This is a genomic window from Sorangium sp. So ce295 (assembly GCF_051527405.1).
Taxonomy (GTDB): domain Bacteria; phylum Myxococcota_A; class Polyangia; order Polyangiales; family Polyangiaceae; genus Sorangium; species Sorangium cellulosum_B.
Window position 1 is genome coordinate 5,464,598 of the sequence record NZ_CP150324.1, and the last position, 19,450, is coordinate 5,484,047.

Sequence of the window (19,450 nt, forward strand, 5' to 3'; positions counted from 1 at the left end):
CAGGCCTCGCTCGATCGCTCTGGCGCAGCTCTTCGCGGCGCGGCCCGTCGGCGCGGACAGCAACCGGCGCGAGGGGCCCTCGCGGGCGGCGCCGCCGTCAGCGGGCGGGCTGCCCGGCCGGCGGCTTCGCGCTGTGGGCTTGCATCGAGCCGCGGACGCAGCGGAAGCCGACGTCGGCGTTCTTCGCGCTGGCGAACATGAAGTGGCGCGCCGCGGCCCGCAGCCGGTTCTTCGCGACCACACGCCACGAACCGCCGCGGAGCACGCGCCCGTAGCCGATGGAAGGCCCGACCGGATTGCTCACCGGCCCCTCGACGGCCTGGTAATCGCCGTACCAGTCCCAGCACCACTCCCAGACGTTGCCCGCCATATCGAGGATCCCGAACGGCGACGCCCCCTTCGGGTAGTACCCCACGGGGCTGGGTCCGGCCCGCATGGCGAGCACCGGGCTCTTGATGCGCGCGTCGCTCCAGGCGAGCTGGTCCGATGGCGGCTCATCACCCCACGGATACATGCGTCCGCGGGTCCCCCGCGCCGCGTACTCCCACTCTGCCTCTGTGGGGAGCCGATAGCCGTTGGCCTCGCGATTCCAGATCACGCCATCTCCTTCGAGCTGGTATGCGGGCCCGAACCCTCGTAGCGCGGACAGACGGTTGCAGAACTCGATCGCGTCCCACCAGTTGACGTTGTTCACCGGGAGCTCGTCGCTCGCGGGAAGCCCCGGGTTCGTGCCCATCACCTCGCGGTAGAGCCGCTGCGTCGTCGGATGGACGCCCATCCTGAACGCCGCGACCAGCACCTGCCGCCGCGGGCGCTCATCGGGCTTCGCCAACACGTCCTCGTCCGCGCTGCCCATCCAGAAACGCCCGCCCACGATCACGGCCATCTCGATCTTGGGCGCGCTCGCGGCGCGGCCGGCGTCCTCCTCGGCGTCCACGGCGCGGGCCACGAAGGCCCCCGGGCTCCCCGCCGGCGCGGTGAAGGCCGGGGATCCGACGGCAGGGATCCCGGTCGCCGGCGTCGCCGTGGCGGAGGGCACCACCGCCACGGGCGCCGCGGCCGGAGGGGACTCGGACGGGCCGCGCCGGGGCTGCAGCGAGCCCCGCGGCCGGCTCGCGATGCTGAGCGCCGCGCAGAGGTCGTCGATGCTGGCGTACCGCTTCTCGCGCTTCCACGCGACGGCCTGCTCCAGGACCGCCTTGACCGTGCCGTCGCACGAGAGCTCCCGCAGGAACGCCGCCCGGTCGTGCACCGCCTCGGCCGGCAGCTGCGCGCCGTGGAGGCAGAAGAGCGCCGTCATCCCGAGGCCGTACACGTCGGCTCGCACGTCGGCGTCCTGCGGCCGGTCCATCGACTCCGGCGCGCTGTACACGTACGTGCCGAGCGCGCCCGTCCGCGTCCCGCCGGTCGTGTCCGCGGCCGCGACCAGGTCGAAGTCCGTGAGCCGCGGTTCGCCCGACGGCTCGAGCAGGATGTTCGCCGGCTTCACGTCGCGGTGCACGAGGCCCTTCGCGTGCGCCGCGCGGAGGGCGTCACCGACGCGCAGGACGAGGGGGATCACCTGCGCTGCCAGGAGCCGCTGCTGGAGGACCGCCTGGTGCAGGTCGCCGCCGCTGACGAACTCCATGACGAAGAAGTGGAAGCCGCCGTCCTCGCCGTGCGGCTCGATCACGCGCACGACGCCGGGGTGATCGAGCCCCGCCATACGCTGGGCCCCCCGGAAGAAGCGCTCGCGCCGGAGCGCGTCCTCCGCGAGGCTCGAGTGCAGCACCTTGATGGCGACGACGTGGCCCTGCTCGTCGTCGCGCGCGCGCCACACGTTCGCGAAGCCGCCGCGCCCGACGCGATCGAGGAGCAGGTACCTGCCGCGCTGCCCCAGCCTGTCGCCGGCGCGGAGCTGGCCTCCCTCGCGCAGCTGCCGCCGGAGCTCCAGGACCTCGCGCTGCGCCTCGGCCGTGTCGCCGCCTGCGAGCTGCAGCGCCCCGAGCCGCACGCGCGCGCGCTCCAGCTCCTGGGCGAGCCTGCGGGTCTCGGCGTCCGGGTAGATCGGCCTGTGGCTCTGCGCGCGCGGGCGCCTCTTGTCGCTCTTCTCGTTCTTCTCGAGCGCAGCGCGGATGCCGAGCGCCACGTCGGTCCAGGCCTCGTCGCGATCGGCCCGGCCCTGGATGGGGCGCTCGTTGTCCGGCAACGCCGCGAGGCGACCGAACGGCGCGCCCTTCCAGTCGCACGCCCTGAGCAGGATCGGGATGACGCGCGCCGAGCCGGCCGCGTGGCGGGCCATCGCGCGCTCCATCTCGACGTCCCAGCAGGACGGTGAGGCGATGAAATCCGCGCTCACGAGCAGCAAGATGAGCTGCGCCGCCTCGAGGCGCTCGCGCACCTCTTCCTCCCATCGAGCGCCGGCCTCGAGCTCCCGGTCGTGCCACGCCCGCAGGATCCCCTGTCGCTGCATGGGCGCCAGGTGGGACACGAGCTCCCGGAGAGCGGCTTCATCCCTGCGCGCGTAGGAGATGAATACGTCGATGGGCTTCTGCACGGTCGTCCGAGGTGCCAGCCAGGAAGGCGCGTGGTGCGGCGAGTCGACCAGGGGAATCTACTAGGAAGAGCAAACGCCCCCTTGGAAGTCAAGCCCATCGTCGCGCCCGCGCGGTGGTCTCGCACGGGTTCGCACGGGTTCGCACGGCTCACACGGTTCGCACGGTTCGCACGATTCCCGCGTCTCGCACCGTCCTCGCGGGTTCATACGGCTCGCCCCGACCTGAGCCCCTGGAATTGACTCTCAACGTAACCGCCCTGGCGTGGCCGCTGGCACTCTTTGCGACCCGCCTTCTCGCGCACCGAGCGGCAGCGCCCCCACAGCTCGTGTCTCCCCGTGTTGCCCTCCAGGTTCCATGCAGTGCCTGGCGAGCGGCCAAGCCGTGAATTGCCTGTTCCAAGGACAACCGACCTTCCGGCCGGCCATCGATCGGCATTGACCGGCCGGTGAGACTCGCACGTGGCTCATCCGCCGCCGCCTTGATGACAGCTTCGCAAAATGTTGCAAGCGATGCAGATACGATGCAGTCGATGCAGACCGCGCAAACAATTCAATTCGCAAAATCTTTCGGCCGATCCGTGCGTGACGCAGTTGTTGCGGACCACGCAAACAATTGCAAAAACCTCAACGATGAACGCGCTGCCGGCAGCCCGCGTCCCATGTCCGAACCAAGGAATCGTCGCCTTACCGTCTTGACATGCATGCGTGAGCGGCGGACCATGGATGGATATTTGTCTTGGGCTTTTGCAGCGACTCACGCCGCACCTCGCCTCGTACCCAGCGCTCATGACCGTGGGGCCACACGACTCTGGCCTTGCGCGCGGCGAAGCCTTGCGCGGCGAACCACAACACCTGTCACGGAGAACCTTTGCATGAGAGATAAAATGAAGATGCTCAGCGCCCTGTGCGCTGGTCTGGCGAGCGCCCTCGCGGCCTCGTGCGGCGCCGATCCCGGCGGCGCGGGCGACGACGGCGACGAGAGCGTGGCGCGCGCCGCGCAGGAACTATCGACCGAAGGACAGGTGTGCACCACCGTCCAGCGCGGCGCCGGACCAGCGGGCGTGGCCGACGTCGTGCTCTGGCAGAACGCGCCGACGTGGAACGACGGCGCGAACGTGGCGCTCAGCTCGGGGACGAGCGCGAGCGGCGGGATCCGGCGCAGCTTGCTCCGGTTCGACCTCTCCGGCCTCCCATCGAACGCCGAGGTCGTGTCGGCGAACCTGTCGCTCTCGCAGATCTACAAGGCGGACACCAGCGCGGTCCGCGTCCACCGCGTCACGAGCGCCTGGGCGGAGTCCACCGCGACCTGGGGGAGCTTCGGAGAGTCCTTCGATCCAGCCATCGCCGCGTCGTTCACCGGCGGCGGGGCGGCCGGCGTCCGCTCCTCCGACCTCACCGCGCTCGCGCGCGCGTGGGTGAGCGGCGAGGCCGAGAACCACGGCGTCCTCATCGAGGAAGATCCGGTCGTGAGGAGCGAGTTCAAGAGCAGCGAGCGGCCGGAGATCGCGAGCCGGCCGAAGCTCGACGTCTGCTACGTCACGTGCGACGACGGGATCCAGAACGGCAGCGAGAACGGCGTCGACTGCGGGGGCCCGTGCGCGCCCTGCGGCGGCGAGTCGTTCGAGGGGCCGCCGGGCGGGAGCCCCGTCGACCTCGAGGGCACCGGCGCGACCTATGGCTGGTCGGTCGGTGACCTCGACGAGCTGCCGGAGGCCGTCGCGCGGGAGGGCACGAACGAGCCGTGCACGACCGGCGAGGACTGCCAGTTCGACCAACGCTGCGACAACCCCGCGCAGGGCGCGTGCGCCCACGATCCGTGCGCGACGGGCGATTCGCTGCTGTCGACGTGCAGCGGCTGCGTCACGAAGGTCTGCGACGCCAACCCGAACTGCTGCACGCCGACGGACGTGCCTGGCGACTGCGGGCATGACGCCTGCCAGGCGGTCCCTGGCCCAGCGACCAACATGACCACGACCTGCGGGGACGCGTGCATCGCGACCATCTGCGCGAACCATCCGCGCTGCTGCGAAATCACGTGCAGCACGACGGCGCAGTGCACTGCGATCATCGGCACGGGCAGCACCTGCGTCTTCCCAGGCCGCTGCACCGCGCCCAGCGGCGTATGTCCCCCGGGAACCGTGCTGTCGGGCGGCCGCTGCACCGGCACTTGGAGCGCGACCTGCGCGGGCTATGTCGCCACCGAGTGCGCCCCCAAGACGTGCAGCTCGGTCACCCCGCGATGGGACGCGAGCTGCGTCGCCCTGGCCGGGGCGATGTGCGGCTCCAGCTGCGAGACCGATCCGGGCTGCGCGCACGACAAGTGTTACACCGGCGAGCGGTTGAACGCGGGCTGCAACTCGTGCGTGGCTGACATCTGCGCGGTGTCACCGAGTTGCTGCGCGCCGGGCGGCGCCTGGACGCAGAGCTGCGTCGACCTCGTCGAGAGCGTCTGCGGCGAGACCTGCCCGGAGCAGGGCAGCTGCAATGCCTATCTGCCGGGCGAGACGAACCCCGAATGCTCTCTCCCGGACCTCACGATCGGCGTGCCCTGCGGCGGGACGATCCCCGTCTGCAACCGCGGCACCACGCAGGCGCCCGCGGGCATCGCCATCCACCGCTATGCTGCGGGCGTGGGCCAGCTCCCCTCCTCGGAGCCGAGCCGGATCCTCGACGCCTGCAGCCCGAGCGGCGGCACCCTCGCCTGCACGACGACGGAGCCGATCGAGCCGGGCGAGTGCATCAGCGTGGCAGGCTGCACCGGCGTCACCGACGGCATGGAGCTCATCGTAAATCCGCCGGGCGCGGGGCAGATCGCCGAGTGCCAGTGCGGCAACAACGGGAGCGTCTATCAATCGGGCGAGTGCGGGTCGCCCGCCTGCACCGCAACGGCCAGCACCACGCAGGTCAGGCCGGTCACCCTGTTCGTGGCGCTCGATCGATCCACCTCGATGCGGCAGACGCTGTCGGGGGTGGACGTGAGCGCGGATCGATGGATTCCGGCCACGAACGCGCTCAAGGCCTTCTTCCAGGATCCGGAGTCGGCGGGGCTCGGCGTCGCGCTCCGGTTCTGGCCGCACGACAACCCTGGCCCGTGCAACGAGACCCCTTCGTGTCCGCCTGCCGGCGGCGGCGGCTGCGCGCTGCCGCTCGTCCCGTTCAACGGCGCCGCGGCCGACAGGTTGACCGAGGAGGCTGCGGCGATGGGGGACCAGCAAGAGATCAAGCTCCTGCAGGCCTTCATCAACTTCCCGACGCCCAACGGCGAAACGCCGATGTATCCGGCGCTGGACGGCGCCACGACCTGGGCGATCAACTACAAGAACGCCCATCCCGAGGAGGAGGTCGCCGTCGTGTTCCTCACCGACGGCGTCCCGTCGAGCTGCAACACCGTCCCCAACGCTATCGGAAACCTGGCGCGAAATGCCTTTGCTAACCACGGCGTTCGCGTGCACGCGGTGGGCTTCGGCAACTCGAACGCGGAGATCATCAACCTCATCGCGGACCAAGGCGGAGGACAGGCGTTCAACCTCAGCGCCGGCTCGACGCTGCAAGGGAACCTCCTCAATGCGCTGGTCTCGATCCGCGGAGAGGCGCAGCCCTGCAACGTCGCCGTCCCCCTCGCGGGCGTCTCGGATCCCGCGTCGGTGTCCGTCGTCTACGAGAACGCCGCCGGCGTGGAGACAACGCTCACGCCCCAGGCCGGGCTCGGCAGCTGCGGCACTGGCTGGTACTTCACCGACGCGACGCACACGACCGCCAGGCTCTGCCCGCAGACCTGCTCCATCGTCCGCGAGAACCCCGGGAGCAAGGTCCAGGCGGCCGTCCCGTGCGTTGCCGAGGCCCTCTCGCCCATCACCACGAGCTGGGAGCGCTACCACGGCGTCTGCCCGCCGGGGACCAAGGCCCGGTGGGAATACCTCACGTACAGCACGACCACGCCGGGCGACTCGAACGTCGAGTTCTTCGTGCGATCGGCCGACGACACCGCCGATCTAGGCGCAGCGGCCGTGACGCTCGCCGCGACTGCCCACGCGACGCCGGCCGATACCCAGGTGTGCGACGACACCTCGACGCCGCCGTGCGCCGTCGATCTCGGCGCGCTGCCGGGGGCGCAAGCGGATTACCTCGAGCTCCAGGTGACGCTGAATCCGACGAGCGACGGCGCCGGCGGAGTCCAGGTGCAGGGCTGGGAGATCGGGTATTCGTGTCCCGACGTGGAATGAGCCTGGACACGTTCGCGACCCCTCCGGCGTCGGCTCACCTCTTCCTGCCCGCACGCTGAGGCGCCGCCGCGCGACGCGCCCCATAAACCGCTCGTAGATCCTTCGCGATCTCCCGGAGCCGCGCCCGCAGCGCCGCCGGCTCGACCACCTCGACGCCCCTGCCCAGCCCGACGATCTGCGAGATCGCGATCGACTCCCGCTCGAAGTCGACCGTCACGACGCTCGTCCCCTCGCGCCCGCGCTTTTCCCGCCCCCACCGCTCGTGCTCGCCGCCGGGCCGGACCCGCCGGAGCGCCTCTTCCCCCTCCCCGGTCACGCGCAACGTCACCACGTAGCTCGCCCTCTGCTCCGCGAACCGCCGGCTCAAGGTCTTCCAGCACGCCGCGAGGTCGAACGCCTCCGGCCGCGCAAACACCGCGTCGAGGAGCCGCGCGCCCGCAACCCGCGCTCCCCGGAAGATGCTCGGCCCCCGCTCCGTCCCGGCGACGAGGTACCAGCGGTCGGCCTTGATCACGAGGCCATAAGGCTCCACCACCCGCTCGCTCGCTTCCCCGTCGAAGTCCCGGTACGCGAGCCACACCTTGCGATCCTGCCAGACCCCCTCGCGCAGGACGTCGAGGTGCGGCACCACCTCCCTGCCCTGGAACCACCCCGACGCGTCCACGTGGAGCCGCTCCCGCGCGTGCTCGGCCAGCGACCGGTGCACGGCCGGCAGCGCCGCCGACAGCTTGATCAGCCCGCTCTCCAGCGCCGTCGAGAGCCCGATGTCGGCCAGCGCCCCGGGCGCGGCGACCGCCGCGAGCGCCTGCACCTCGGGCTGCGTCAGCCCGGTCAGGCTCGTCTGCCACCCCTCCGCCAGCGAGATCCCGCCGCTCGGGCCGCGCTGCGCATAGACGGGCACGCCCGCCGACGACAGCGCGTCGAGGTCCCGGTAGATCGTCCGCGCCGAGACCTCCAGGCGGCGCGCCAGGTCCTCGGCCGTCAGCTGCCGGCTCTTCGCCCGCTGCAAGAGCAACATCAAGCTGAGCAGCCGATCCGCGCGCATGACCGTCCGTGGCTCCCGACCCCGAAATGACCTGCCCGCAAGGCTACGCGCAATTCATGACAGGAGACGTCAGGAATTGTCCCGTAGCGTCGCAGGACGACCGGGGCAGGCCGGAATGCAAGGGCGCGCGCATCGCAGGAGCCCGCGCGCCCGCCGAGCCGCCGGTCCCCAAGGAGGAGACACCATATGAGACCGCTCGAAGGACAGGTCGCCCTCGTCGCCGGAGCCACGCGCGGCGCGGGGCGCGCCATCGCATGCTCGCTCGGCGAGGCCGGCGCCACGGTCTATTGCACAGGACGCAGCGTCCGCGGCCGGCCCGCCACGGGCCAGCGCCCCGAGACCATCGAGGAGACAGCCGAGCTCGTGGGCGCGGCGGGAGGGCGCGGCCTCGCCGCGCAGGTCGACCACACCGTCGAGGAGCAGGTCGAGGCGCTCTGCGCCCGGATCCGGCAGGAGCAAGGGCGGCTCGACGTCCTGGTCAACGACGTGTGGGGCGGCGATGAGCTCACCGAGTTCGGCCAGCCGTTCTGGAAGCTCTCCCTGCCCAGCGGGAAGGTCCTGCTCGAGCGGGCCGTCACCTCGCACATCATCACGAGCCGCCACGCGGTGCCGCTCATGCTCGAGCGCGATCGCGGCCTCATCGTCGAGATCACCGACGGCGACCACTTCGGCTACCGCGGCAACCTCTTCTACGACCTGGCGAAGATGTCGGTCATCCGCCTGGCCTTCGCCATGGCCTGGGAGCTGCGCCGCCACCCCGCCATGACGGCGCTCGCGGTGACGCCCGGCTTCCTGCGCTCGGAGGCCATGCTCGACCACTTCGGCGTCACGGAGGCGAACTGGCGAGACGCCGCCGAGAAGGACCCGCACTTCATCGAATCGGAGACCCCGTTCTACGTGGGCCGCGCCGTCGCGGCGCTCGCCGCCGATCCGCGCGTCGCGGCGAAGTCCGGCCGCGTGTTCAGCTCGTGGGATCTCGCGAGGGAGTACGGGTTCGCCGACGCCGACGGCCGGAGGCCCCACTGGGGCGAGTACTTCGAGCGGCACCTCGGCCGGTACAACAGGGCCGGCGAGGCGGCCTATGCGAGCTGGTTCAACGGCCCGATGGAGCTCGCGTGCCCCGACTGGCCCAAGGAGTGACCGGGGCGGCGGCCGCAGGGGCGGCGCGGCCGCCTCAGTGGGCGTAGGGCTCGCCGCGAAGCAGCGTCATCGCGCGGTAGAGCTGCTCGATCAGCACGAGCCGCGCGAGGCGGTGAGGGAACGTGAGCGGCGACAGGCTCCACCGGTCGTCCGCCGCGGCGGACACGTCCGGCGGCAGCCCGTCCGCGCCCCCGATCAGGAACGCGACCACGCCCTTGCCGCGCGAGCCCCAGCGCTCGACGCCGGCCGCGAACGCCTCGCTGCCGAGCGCCTTGCCGCCCACCTCCATGGCGATGACGTTCGCCCCCGCCGACGCGCGCGCAAGGAGCGGCCCGACCTTCGCCGGCGGGCCGTCCTGGATCTCGATCTCGTCGCACGCCACATAGCGGCGGATGCGGCCGAGGTACTCGTCCATCGCCGCGCGCAGCGGCTTGTCCTTCACGCGCCCGACGGCGGCGACGACGAGTCGCACGGCGCGCTCAGCTCGGATCGAACCGCGGGGCGGGCTGCGCCCCCGGCGGCAGGCTCTCCTCCGGGACCGGGACGCGCCCCGCGTCGATCCAGAGCCCCTCGATGTCGTAGAGGCGGCGCGTCTCCTCCTGGAACACGTGCACCACCACGTCGCCGAAATCGATGAGCACCCAGGTCGCCGCGGCGAGGCCCTCCATCGAGAGCGGCGCGAGCTTCTGCTTGCGCACCGCCTCCTCCAGCCCCGTCGCGATCGCGTGGACGTGCCTGTCGGAGCGGCCGGTCATGATCACGAGGTAGTCCGCGTAGTCGACGCGCCCCACGACCTCGAGGATCTCGACGCCGATCGCCTTCTTGTCGAGCCCCGCCGCGGCCAGCGTCAGCGCGAGCTCGCGCGCGGGGGCCGAAGGCTCGGGGACGGGCGGCGGCGTGCTCCGGCGCGAGCCGGCGCGCTTCGGGCCGGCGAGCGGCGACTTGGCGCGCGCGGGCGTCCGCCCCGCGAGCGGCAGCGCCGCCTTGGCGCCGCCCTCGCCGCCGCCACGCGCGGCCCGCGGGGCCGGCGCGTCGCCGTCGTCGCGCGACGGACGCCGCGCCCTCGAGGCCGGCCGATCCGCCGGGATCGGCCGCGCCGCGCGCTCCAGCGGCTCCGCCTCGCCGCCCGCGCGGCGCGCGCGGACCACCTTCTTCGCGCCGGGCTCGCCGACGCCCGCGTGGGAGGCGCGGATCCGGGGCGACGCCGGCCGCTTCGGCTTCGCCGCGGACGACGCTCGACCGGCCGCGCCCGCCTTGGCCGTGGTCGCCTTCTTCCGCGCCGGCGCGCGCGGCTCCGCGCCCTCGCTCGCCGAAGGCCCCGACTTCGCCCGCGGCTTCCTGCTCCCCTCGCCTGCGTCCTTCTTGCTCGCCAACGTTCTCTCGCTTTCTTGCGCCCGGTCGATGACCGGCGCCACTCGTCTCGCCCGCGTCAGCGGGTCTGGCCCTCGCCGTACGCGATCCACTTGAGCGTCGTCAGGCTCGCGAGCCCCATCGGGCCGTAGGCGTGGAGCTTCGTCGTGGAGATGCCGATCTCCGCGCCGAGGCCGAGCTCGCCGCCGTCGTTGAACCGGGACGACGCGTTCACGAGCACGCAGCTCGCGTCGACCTCGCGCAGGAACCGCTGCGCGTGATCGTAGCGGGGCGTGCAGATCACCTCGGTGTGCATCGAGCCGTAGCGGCCGATGTGCTCGATCGCCTCGTCGAGCGACCGCACGACCCGGACCGCGAGGACGGGCGCGAGGAACTCCCGCCCGTAGTCGTCCTCCGCGGCCTTGCGCGCCGACGGCACGAGCGCGCAGGTGGCGGCGTCGCCGCGCAGCTCGAGCCCGCGCTCCGAGAGGGCGGCCACGCGCCCGAGCAGCGGCGCCGCGACGCTCTCGTGGACGAGCAGGCACTCCAGCGCGTTGCAGACGCCGGGGCGCTGGAGCTTGCCGTTCTCGACGAGGCGGCAGGCCATCTCGACGTCACAGCCGGCGTCGGCGTAGAGGTGGTTCACGCCCTTGTAGTGCTGGATCACGGGGACGCGCGCGTTCTCCGCGACGAACCGGATGAGCCCCTCGCCGCCGCGCGGGATGGCCAGATCGATCATGCCGGTCAGCCCGAGCAGGACCCGCGTGGCCTCGCGGTCGAGCGAGGGGACCCTCTGCACGGCGTCGGCCGGCAGCCCGACCGAGCGCAGCGCGTCCGAGATCAGCTCGCCGAGGGCCGCGTTCGAGCGCGCCGCCTCCTTGCCGCCGCGGAGGATCGCGGCGTTGCCGCTCTTCAGACAGAGCACGGCGGCGTCGACCGTCACGTTGGGGCGCGACTCGTAGATCATCGCGATCACGCCGAGCGGGACGCGCACCTGCCCGACGAGGAGCCCGTTCGGCCGCCGCTCCATCCCGACGACTTGCCCGACCGGATCGCTGGCGGCGGCGACCTCGAGCACCGCGCCGGCGATCGCCGCGAGCCGCGCCTCGTCGAGCACGAGCCGGTCGACGAGCGCCTCGGAGACGCCGGCGGCGCGCGCCGCGGCCACGTCCTCGGCGTTCGCGGCCAGCACCGGGGAGCGCTTGCCCTCGCCGGCCTCGGCACGCAGCCGCTCGGCGATGGCGCGCAGCGCGCGGTCCTTCTGGGCCCTGTCCAGCGGGGCGAGGGCGCGGGCAGCCGTCCGGGCGCGCTGGCAGAGCGCGCGAAGCGTGCCCTCTAGATCGATGTTGCTCTGTTCCACAGCGGGAACCTAGCTCGCCTCCCTGCGCGGGCCAACCGTTCTCCTGCGCGTCCATGCTAGCGTACCCGCCGTGTCCGGCGATCTCCGAAGCTCGAGCCAGGCGTCGTTCGCACCCCGCTCCCGAGACGCCCGCCGCGCCCGCACAGGGAGCGCCGCTGCCCGCCCGCGGCGCGGCGCGGCGCTCCTCGCGGGGGCGTTCCTCGCCGTGATCGCGCCGGCGTGCAGGGGCTCGGACGCAGGCGCGGACGCGCCCGCCACGGCGAGCACCGGCATCCCGCTCGCGGCGCCGGGCGCGCTGGGGGCGCCGCTCGACGCGCCGCCGGCGGCCCCCTCCGTCCCCTCCTTGCCGTTCGCCGATCCGGAGGGGCTCCAGGTCCCGCCCGATCCGGCCAGCCCTCCCGAAATACCGCCGTATCGTGCTCCTCCCGGGAACACCGGGGGGAGCGGAGTGGAGCTATGACACGCGCCCGCCACGCCTCGCCGATCGCCGCGCTCGCCGCGATCCTCGCCGCGCACCTCGCCGCGGCGTGCTCCTCCGCCGCGCCGAAGCCGCTCCCGCCCGGTCCGCCGCCCGAGTACGAGCGCCCGCGCGAGTACGACGGAGGCGTCGGCGACGCGCCCGCCGCGCCGCCGGACGAGCCGGATGCGACCGACGCGACGCCGGGCGCGCCGCTGCTCGCCCCGTCGCCGGGCGCGCCGCCCGCGTCCACGCAGCCGCCGCCCACCACGCCGCCGCCGCCCACGCAGCCGTAGCGCAGGGCGCCGCGAGCGGGCGTGCGGCGAGCGCCTGGGCCGCGCGACTCTGGCGGATCCAGCCCCGCCATGCTAGCGGCAGCCATGCTCTCACCCCGGCGGGACTTCGTCGTCATCCTCGATTTCGGCTCTCAGTACACGCAGCTCATCGCCCGGCGCGTGCGCGAGTCTGGCGTCTACTGCGAGATCCACCGCTTCGACGTGCCCGTCGCCGAGCTGCGCCGGCTCGCCCCGCGGGCGCTCATCCTCTCGGGCGGCCCCGCCAGCGTGTACGGAGACAACGCTCCCCGCTGTTCCCGGGAGGTGCTGGAGCTCGGCGTCCCGACGCTGGGCATCTGCTACGGGCTCCAGCTCATGGCGTATCACCTCGGCGGCAAGGTCGAGCGCGCGCACACCGGGGGCGAGTACGGCCCCGCGGCGGTGCGCGTCGAGCGCCCGACGGGCATCTTCTCGCGCTTCGCCGAGGGCGACTCCATCGACGTCTGGATGAGCCACGGCGATCGGCTCACCGCGATGCCGGAGGGGTTCGTGTCGCTCGGCACCACGACCGGCAGCCCGCTCTGCGCCGTCGCCCGCGAGCGCGACAAGCTCTACGGCCTCCAGTTCCACCCCGAGGTCGTCCACACGCCGCGCGGCAAGGAGATCCTCCAGTCCTTCCTGTTCGACGTCGCCGGCCTGTCGCCGACCTGGACGCCCGCGTCGTTCGTGGAGGAGGCGATCGCCGCGGTCCGCGAGAAGGCCGGGCCGAGCGACCGCGTCATCCTGGGCCTCTCGGGCGGGGTCGACTCCTCGGTCGCCGCCGTGCTCTGCCAGCGCGCCCTCGGCGACCGGCTGACGTGCATCTTCGTCGACAACGGCCTGCTTCGCGAGGGCGAGGCGGAGAGCGTCGAGCGGACCTTCCGCGGCCACTTCCACATGAACCTCGACGCCGTCGACGCGTCGGCGCGGTTCCTCGAGGGGCTGCGCGGCGTCGTGGATCCCGAGCAGAAGCGCAAGGTGATCGGCCGCCTCTTCATCGAGGTGTTCGAGGAGGAGGCGAAGCGGGTCCAGGGCGCGAAGTGGCTCGTCCAGGGCACGCTCTACCCCGACGTGATCGAGAGCGTCTCGTTCAAGGGGCCGAGCGCGGTCATCAAGAGCCACCACAACGTCGGCGGCCTGCCCGAGCGGATGAACCTCGGCCTGATCGAGCCCCTGCGGGAGCTGTTCAAGGACGAGGTGCGGGCCGCCGGCGAGGCGATGGGCATGCCGCGGGACATCCTGTACCGCCAGCCGTTCCCCGGCCCGGGGCTCGCGGTGCGCTGCCTCGGCGAGGTGACGCCGGAGAAGCTCCGCGTGCTCAGGGCGGCCGACGCCATCTTCGACCAGGAGATCCGCGCCGCCGGGCTCTACGAGTCGCTCTGGCAGAGCTTCTGCGTGCTCCTCCCGGTGCGCTCCGTGGGCGTGATGGGCGACGAGCGCACCTACGACGAGGCGATCGCGCTCCGCGCGGTGCACTCGACCGACGGGATGACGGCCGACTGGGCGCGGCTGCCCTACGACCTCATCGCCCGGGTGAGCTCGCGCATCATCAACGAGGTGCGCGGCGTGAACCGCGTGGTGCTCGACGTGTCCTCGAAGCCGCCCTCGACGATCGAGTGGGAGTGACGATGGCCAGCGCGAGCGCGAAGCGGACGCGCGCCACGGCGGCGCTCCTGATGCTCGGGCTGTCGGCGTGCGTCGCGCGGGCTCCGGCGACGGTCTCGCTGCGGGTGAAGGGGAACGTGCCCGACGCGTCGGTCACCATCGACGACCAGTACATCGGCGCGCTCGCTTACGTCGCCGCCCACGGCGTCGCGCTGCCACCCGGCGCGCACCGGATCACCGTGGAGAAGGCCGGCTACTTCGCCTGGGACCGCCTTGTCGAGGCCAGGAGCGGCGCCCCGCCGATCCACCTCCAGGTGCAGCTCACGCCCGTGCCGGATTGACGATCTCGCGGGGCTGGCGCCGGCTGGGCCTGGCGCAGCCGCCCCCTCACCGGGGCGCACGCGCGAGAGCACAGGACGAAATCATCTCCACGCGGTCTCCGTAATCCATGGGGTGGATGCACGCGGCATCCATCCCGATCTCCACTTTACGGGGGACCGCATCATGCCGAATCGGAGCAGTCCGAAGGCGCGCGTGACGAAGACGCGCGCGCCTTCGATGAACAAATCAGCTCGGCGCGCCCGCCGGTGCGCCACCCTCGAGGTGTGCGGCCCCGAGAGCTGTCGTCCGGGAGGCCGCCTGTTTCACGCCCTGTGCGATCTCGCCGATCGCTTCCTGCAACGCCGGGGAGATCCGCGGGCGATGCAGCTGGGCACCGTGCTGTTTTATGTCGCGTTCCACAGCGCTCGAGCCGCCGAGGACGACGACTTCCGCCTCTCCCTCCGGACCTCTCTGGACATGCTCGTGGAGCTCGAGCCGGTCGAGCGCTGGCTCCGGCCGCCGCCGGCGTTCGATGTGCCATCCGGACGGCCTGCGCCGCGTCCCTACCCCACCTGCGCCGGCGCGGAGATCCCGGCGCCACGAGGCTCCGGATGACGCCGCCGCGTTCCTCGCCGTCCTCGCCGCCGTCCTCGCCGCCGTCCGCGCCGGCGCGCCCGTCGTTCGAGACGGTCTACGCCGTGGGCTTGCCGTTCCTTCATCACGCGCTCCGCTGGCTGGGTGTCTCGGCGAACGATCTGGACGACATGCTCCAGGAGGTCTTCCTCGCGGCCTATCGTGGCCTGGCCAGCTACGAGCCATGGCGTTTCCACGCGGCCCCTGCGGGCGGGCTCGCCGCGGCAGGACCGCCGCCCCTTCGCATCACGCCCGAGGCGGCGCTGCATCGATGGCTGTTCGGCATCGCATGGAGAAAGGCGAGCCACTACCACGCGCGCGCTCACCGGCGTCGCGAGATCCCCTCCGGAGCCGGCGTGTCCTGGCCGTTCGACGGGCGCGCCCCGGCGCCGACGCCCGAGCAGTCGCTCGCGGGCGCGGACCGCGCCGAGATCGTGACGGCGCTGCTGCTGAAGATCGCGCCCGAGCGGCGCGTGATCCTCGTCATGTACGATCTCCTCGGCGTCGCGGTGGCCGACATCGCCGGCGAGCTCTCGCTCAACGAGAACACGGTCCGCTCCCGCCTGCGCCTCGCCCGCGAGGACTTCCGCGCCGCCGTCGCGCGTCAGTCGGCCGAGCGCCGCAGCGCCCTGTGCGCCCTCACCGCGTCGGAGCGCCACCTCCACACGAGCGCCGCAACCATGCTCCACACCGTGCGCGCGTTCCCTCCCGTCCCCGCGCCCGCTGCACGCGCGCTCTGGCGCCGCCTCCAGCAGCGGATCGACGAGCGCGCTGCCATTGCCAGGACCGCCCCGCCGGCGCCGTGGTAAGGACCAGCGAGCCAGCGCCACCAACGCACAGACGATAGGGACAGAACGCAACACACACGGCGCCGCACACACCCACGCGACCACGCGAGCACGCGATGGCGGACGGCACACACGGTAAACGGCAAGACAAGAGCGAAAAATACGAAGCGGGCGACCCCACTGACAGCTTGACGCCCCCGCACGTTTGTGTAGTCTCCGCCGCCCTCGCAGAGAAAGTCCTACGATCATGGCCAATACTCCGAAGTGGAATGTCCGTCTGCGTCACGAATGGCTCGCCACCCCGCTCAAGAAGAAGCGCCTGAAGCGCTGCCAGAAGGCGCGGATCGGCCTGCTCGATGCGGAGCAGCGCAAGGCTGCCAAGCAGAAGCCCGTCCAGGTCGAGCAGCCCGCGAGCTGACCGGCTGACCACCGTTACGCACCGCGCGACACTTGCCAGCCCGGCCGCGCGAACACCTCGACATCACGTGCCGATCGCGGTTCCGCAGGTCGGCGCCCTCGCGCGGCGCGATCCGTGGTAGCGTCGCCTCGCGGTGTTCGCCCGCGCGTTGGCGACGACTCGTCGATCCTCGCCTCTGGTGAGGTTCGACCCGGATCCATGGGAGCGAGGCCCTGAGCGTGTCGGATTCGAGCTTTTCGCCCGGTCGCTCGGGCACTCCTGCCGTGCCTTCGTCTCGCTCTGCAGGGGGCGAGGAGGGCGACGGACCCACCCGCGTCATGAGCGACACGGAGCGGCAGGCCGCGCTTGCCGCCGTGCGCGGAGCGCAGGCCGCGGCCGCCGCCGCTGCGGTCACCTCCACGACCGCGGAGACGGTTCGCCCTCCGCCGCCCCCTCCTCCCGCGGGGGCTCCCCCTCCCTCCGCGTCGGGCGCGGCGGCGTACGAGCTGGCCGCCGAGACGGTCCGCCCCGCTGCGCTCCCCAAGGGGCTCGCAGCGGCGGCTGCGCACGACGCGACCGCCGACACGGTCCGTCCACCCGCTCCTCCCACGGCGAGCGCGGCGAGCCCTGCGGGCAGCGCGGCGGACGGGCAGCCGGCGGAGGCAGACCCGCTCGTCGGCACCACGGTGGCGGGCGCGTACCACGTCATCCGCCTGCTCGGCGAAGGCGGCATGGGCCGCGTCTACGAGACGCACCACACCCGCATCCCGGGCAAGCGGTTCGCGCTGAAGACGCTCCACCCCGAGCTCGCCCAGCAGCCCACCGTCCTCGCGCGGTTCCAGCGCGAGGCAGAAGCCGCAGCGTCGATCCGGAGCCCGCACGTCGTCGAGATCTTCGACGTGAACCGGCTGAGCGACGGCCGGCCGTGCATCATCGCCGAGTACCTGGATGGCAAGGGCCTCGACGAGCTCCTCGCGGGGTCGGGAGGGCGGCTGCCGGCCGGCGCCGCGGTGCGGATCGCGCGCGAGGTGTGCGACGGCATCGCGGCCGCGCACGCAGCGGGCATCGTTCACCGGGACATCAAGCCGGAGAACATCTTCCTCACGGGCGACCCTGCGTGTCCGACCGTGAAGGTCCTCGATTTCGGCATCTCGAAGACCTCCGCGCCGTCCACGCTCACGAGGACGGGCATGGTGCTCGGAACGCCGGCGTACATGGCCCCGGAGCAGGCGAAGGGGGACGAGATCGACCCTCGAGCCGACATCTACGCCGTGGGCGCGGTCCTCTACCACGCGCTCACCGGGCAGCGCCCCTTCGAGCGCAGCGACCCGACGGCAGTGCTCCTCGCGGTCATGACGGAGGAGCCCCCGCCGCCGCGATCGCTGAACCCGGACATCCCGCCGGGCCTGGAGGCCGTCGTCCAGCGCGCCATGGCGAAGGAGAGAGAGGGCCGCCACGCCTCGATGGGCGAGCTCGCCAGCGAGCTCGCGCCCTACGAGGAAGCGGCCGCGCCCGGGCCGCCCAGCGCTCGCGCGTCGCTCGCCCGCGCGTCCGTCGTGCTCGGGCGGCCTTACGCGCTCTCGCACGCCTTCGGCCTTCCCGGCTCGGCGTCGTCGGAGGCGTACCTGACGCGGCAGATGGTCTTCCTCGCGGTGAGCCTCGGCCTCGGGTGGCTCGGCGCGGGCCTCGTCAGCTGCCTCGCCGGCTTCGCGCGCGCGGCGCGCGGCGACGCCGCCGCGCTGTCGGGCCAGGGCGCCACCCTGCTCACGCTCGGGATCCTGTGCGCCCTGTTCGGCGTCGGGTTGCTCGGCGGCTTCTATGTCTTCCGGCGTGTCTGGCGGGACGACGCCCGGATGAGCGCGCTCGCGCCGCGGCTCACGACGCCCGTCGTGATCGCCCTCGTGGCCTACGGGTCGGCGTCGCTGCTCGTGCGGCTCGTCGAGGCCGTGCTCCTGCAGCGCGCCATCGGCATCGCATGGCCCATCTGGGACGCGTTGCTCTTCCTCATCAGCGTGCTCGCCGCGGGCGCTGCCGCCCTGTTCCAGTGGCGAGGACAGCGGCGATGAGCCCGCGGCCGGGCCGCCGGACGTGGGCCATGGGCCGCTGTCCGGGCGTGTGTTAGGGGGAGCAGGCCATGCCAGCGCAGGCACCTGGGACGAGCGCCCGCCAGGCCAGCAGCCCCGACAGGGCGGGCACACAGGCGGGAACAACCACCGTGCTCGGCGCAGGCGGCAACGCCTCGGGCTCGCGCGCCTCCCTGCTGGCGCGGACGCCGCCCGCGGCGCTCTGGCTGGTCACGGGGGCGGCTGCGCTCGTCGCCGTCGTGTTCGCCGCGGCGCTGCTGCGCGACGGCGTCTCGCTCTCCCGGCTCGAGGCGGCCTCGCTCGCAGAGCGCGCGCCGCCGTCGAGCTCCGGCCTCCGGCGTCCGGTCGCGCCGCGACCCTCCGATGCTGTCCCCGCCGACGAGCTCGCCACAGCGACCGCGGGCGGCGTGCTCGCGCTGGAGGCGCTCGCCTCGCGCTACCCGAAGGATCCGGTGATCTTCCGCGCGCTGATGCTGCGCCACGCGCTCCCGCCGCCTTACCACGCCGCCGCGCTCGCCGCGGCGAAGCGGCTGCTGGAGCTCGATCCGGGGGCGGCGGCCGACGACGACGTGAAGCGCATCGTCTCGAGCGCCGCCGGCGGACCGCCCGAGGCGGCCTCGGCCGCGCTCGACCTGATGGCGAGCGGCATGGGGAGCCACGGGGCGGATCTGCTCTACGAGCTCGCGGTGGGCAGCTCCGCGCTGAAGGAGCGCGCCGCGAAGCGGCTCGCGGAGGCCGCGGTCCTGGGGCGGGCGACGCCCGCGCTGCGCATCGCGCACGAGCTCCGGATCGCGCCCTCCTGCAAGGCGAGGCAGGCCTTGCTGGCGCGCGCGACGACCGATGGCGATCGGCGCGCCGTCGATGTCCTCACGCCGCTCATCACCAGCAAGGGCAAGGGCTGCGGCTTTCTGGGCATGAGCCGGTGCGCGGCAGCGTGCGCTTCGATCGCGGGAGAGATCAAGGCGGCGATCCAGGCGATCGAGGCGCGCACCGGGCCATCGCCCCGGGCGGCCGACGCGCCTGCGAGCCGATGACCGCGCCCGCGAGCCGATGACCGCGCCTGCGAGCCGATGACCGCGCCCGCGAGCCGATGACCGCGCCCGCGAGCCGATGACCGCGCCCGCGAGCCGATGACCGCGCCCGCGAGCCGATGACCGCGCCCGCGAGCCGATGACCGCGCCTGCGAGCCCATCGCCT

16 protein-coding genes are annotated in these 19,450 nt (G+C 72.9%); 11 read left to right on the forward strand and 5 right to left on the reverse strand.

The genetic code is table 11. The features are described from left to right. Positions 1–97: 97 nt before the first annotated feature. Positions 98–2,536, reverse strand: a complete 2,439-nt coding sequence (locus WMF11_RS20545) for an SUMF1/EgtB/PvdO family nonheme iron enzyme (protein WP_437978653.1) — start codon at positions 2,534–2,536, stop codon at positions 98–100. An 884-nt stretch (positions 2,537–3,420) separates the two neighbouring features. On the opposite strand from WMF11_RS20545, the gene WMF11_RS20550 reads away from it, so the two are divergent. Beyond that, positions 3,421–6,759, forward strand: a complete 3,339-nt coding sequence (locus WMF11_RS20550; RefSeq protein ID WP_437978654.1) for a DNRLRE domain-containing protein — start codon at positions 3,421–3,423, stop codon at positions 6,757–6,759. Positions 6,760–6,793: 34 nt separating this feature from the next. Here WMF11_RS20550 and WMF11_RS20555 read toward each other — a convergent pair whose 3' ends face one another. Continuing rightward, a complete protein-coding gene (locus tag WMF11_RS20555) occupies positions 6,794–7,804 on the reverse strand; it encodes a helix-turn-helix transcriptional regulator (protein WP_437978655.1) in 1,011 nt (336 codons plus the stop codon). Between the two features lie 186 nt (positions 7,805–7,990). Here WMF11_RS20555 and WMF11_RS20560 point away from each other — a divergent pair, with 186 nt between their 5' ends. Continuing rightward, entirely contained in the window at positions 7,991–8,944 is a 954-nt protein-coding gene (locus WMF11_RS20560) for an SDR family oxidoreductase (RefSeq protein WP_437910144.1), read from the forward strand. A 34-nt stretch (positions 8,945–8,978) separates the two neighbouring features. On the opposite strand, the gene WMF11_RS20565 is transcribed toward WMF11_RS20560, so the two are convergent. Genes WMF11_RS20565 through WMF11_RS20575 form a run of 3 tightly spaced genes read right to left on the reverse strand, consistent with a single transcriptional unit; the run spans position 8,979 to position 11,654 of the window. Then, entirely contained in the window at positions 8,979–9,416 is a 438-nt protein-coding gene (locus WMF11_RS20565) for a 23S rRNA (pseudouridine(1915)-N(3))-methyltransferase RlmH (RefSeq protein ID WP_437718623.1), read from the reverse strand. Between the two features lie 7 nt (positions 9,417–9,423). Further along, the gene (rsfS, locus tag WMF11_RS20570) at positions 9,424–10,317 is read right to left on the reverse strand and encodes a ribosome silencing factor (RefSeq protein ID WP_437978656.1); all 894 of its coding nucleotides are present in this window, start codon (positions 10,315–10,317) and stop codon (positions 9,424–9,426) included. Positions 10,318–10,373: 56 nt separating this feature from the next. Then, complete coding sequence (locus WMF11_RS20575) at positions 10,374–11,654, reverse strand: glutamate-5-semialdehyde dehydrogenase (RefSeq protein WP_437910147.1); 1,281 nt, start codon at positions 11,652–11,654, stop codon at positions 10,374–10,376. Between the two features lie 70 nt (positions 11,655–11,724). On the opposite strand from WMF11_RS20575, the gene WMF11_RS20580 reads away from it, so the two are divergent. The 9 genes from WMF11_RS20580 (at position 11,725) to WMF11_RS20620 (ending at position 19,287) form a co-directional block, all read left to right on the forward strand. Then, a complete protein-coding gene (locus WMF11_RS20580; protein ID WP_437910149.1) occupies positions 11,725–12,114 on the forward strand; it encodes a hypothetical protein in 390 nt (129 codons plus the stop codon). Further along, entirely contained in the window at positions 12,111–12,407 is a 297-nt protein-coding gene (locus WMF11_RS20585; RefSeq protein WP_437978657.1) for a hypothetical protein, read from the forward strand. Before WMF11_RS20580 ends, WMF11_RS20585 begins: the two co-directional genes overlap by 4 nt. Before the next feature lie 69 nt (positions 12,408–12,476). Beyond that, positions 12,477–14,051 (forward strand): glutamine-hydrolyzing GMP synthase, encoded by a 1,575-nt coding sequence (guaA, locus tag WMF11_RS20590; protein WP_437978658.1) that lies wholly within the window; start codon positions 12,477–12,479, stop codon positions 14,049–14,051. 2 nt (positions 14,052–14,053) lie between these two features. Next, complete coding sequence (locus WMF11_RS20595; RefSeq protein WP_437300722.1) at positions 14,054–14,371, forward strand: PEGA domain-containing protein; 318 nt, start codon at positions 14,054–14,056, stop codon at positions 14,369–14,371. Between the two features lie 217 nt (positions 14,372–14,588). Further along, positions 14,589–14,966: a hypothetical protein gene (locus tag WMF11_RS20600; protein ID WP_437554044.1), complete on the forward strand. Its 378-nt coding sequence runs from the start codon at positions 14,589–14,591 to the stop codon at positions 14,964–14,966. Next, entirely contained in the window at positions 14,963–15,793 is an 831-nt protein-coding gene (locus WMF11_RS20605; protein ID WP_437978659.1) for an RNA polymerase sigma factor, read from the forward strand. Before WMF11_RS20600 ends, WMF11_RS20605 begins: the two co-directional genes overlap by 4 nt. A 226-nt stretch (positions 15,794–16,019) precedes the next feature. Continuing rightward, positions 16,020–16,190 carry a hypothetical protein gene (locus WMF11_RS20610; protein WP_012236312.1) on the forward strand — a complete coding sequence of 57 codons (171 nt, stop codon included), beginning with the start codon at positions 16,020–16,022 and terminating at the stop codon, positions 16,188–16,190. 317 nt (positions 16,191–16,507) lie between these two features. Next, on the forward strand, positions 16,508–18,235 hold the full coding sequence (locus WMF11_RS20615; protein ID WP_437978660.1) for a serine/threonine-protein kinase: 1,728 nt from the start codon (positions 16,508–16,510) through the stop codon (positions 18,233–18,235). Positions 18,236–18,303: 68 nt separating this feature from the next. Further along, positions 18,304–19,287, forward strand: coding sequence for a hypothetical protein (locus tag WMF11_RS20620; protein WP_437978661.1), 984 nt, complete (start codon positions 18,304–18,306; stop codon positions 19,285–19,287). The last annotated feature ends 163 nt before the right edge of the window (positions 19,288–19,450 follow it).

Bases quoted from the DNA above. Each gene is read 5' to 3' on its own strand.
- WMF11_RS20595 (WP_437300722.1), top strand. From the start codon at position 14,054: ATGGCCAGCGCGAGCGCGAAGCGGACGCGCGCCACGGCGGCGCTCCTG.
- WMF11_RS20555 (WP_437978655.1), bottom strand. From the start codon at position 7,804: ATGCGCGCGGATCGGCTGCTCAGCTTGATGTTGCTCTTGCAGCGGGCG.
- WMF11_RS20550 (WP_437978654.1), top strand. From the start codon at position 3,421: ATGAAGATGCTCAGCGCCCTGTGCGCTGGTCTGGCGAGCGCCCTCGCG.
- WMF11_RS20620 (WP_437978661.1), top strand. From the start codon at position 18,304: ATGCCAGCGCAGGCACCTGGGACGAGCGCCCGCCAGGCCAGCAGCCCC.
- WMF11_RS20610 (WP_012236312.1), top strand. From the start codon at position 16,020: ATGGCCAATACTCCGAAGTGGAATGTCCGTCTGCGTCACGAATGGCTC.
- WMF11_RS20585 (WP_437978657.1), top strand. From the start codon at position 12,111: ATGACACGCGCCCGCCACGCCTCGCCGATCGCCGCGCTCGCCGCGATC.
- guaA (WP_437978658.1), top strand. From the start codon at position 12,477: ATGCTAGCGGCAGCCATGCTCTCACCCCGGCGGGACTTCGTCGTCATC.
- WMF11_RS20600 (WP_437554044.1), top strand. From the start codon at position 14,589: ATGAACAAATCAGCTCGGCGCGCCCGCCGGTGCGCCACCCTCGAGGTG.
- WMF11_RS20605 (WP_437978659.1), top strand. From the start codon at position 14,963: ATGACGCCGCCGCGTTCCTCGCCGTCCTCGCCGCCGTCCTCGCCGCCG.
- WMF11_RS20560 (WP_437910144.1), top strand. From the start codon at position 7,991: ATGAGACCGCTCGAAGGACAGGTCGCCCTCGTCGCCGGAGCCACGCGC.
- WMF11_RS20615 (WP_437978660.1), top strand. From the start codon at position 16,508: ATGAGCGACACGGAGCGGCAGGCCGCGCTTGCCGCCGTGCGCGGAGCG.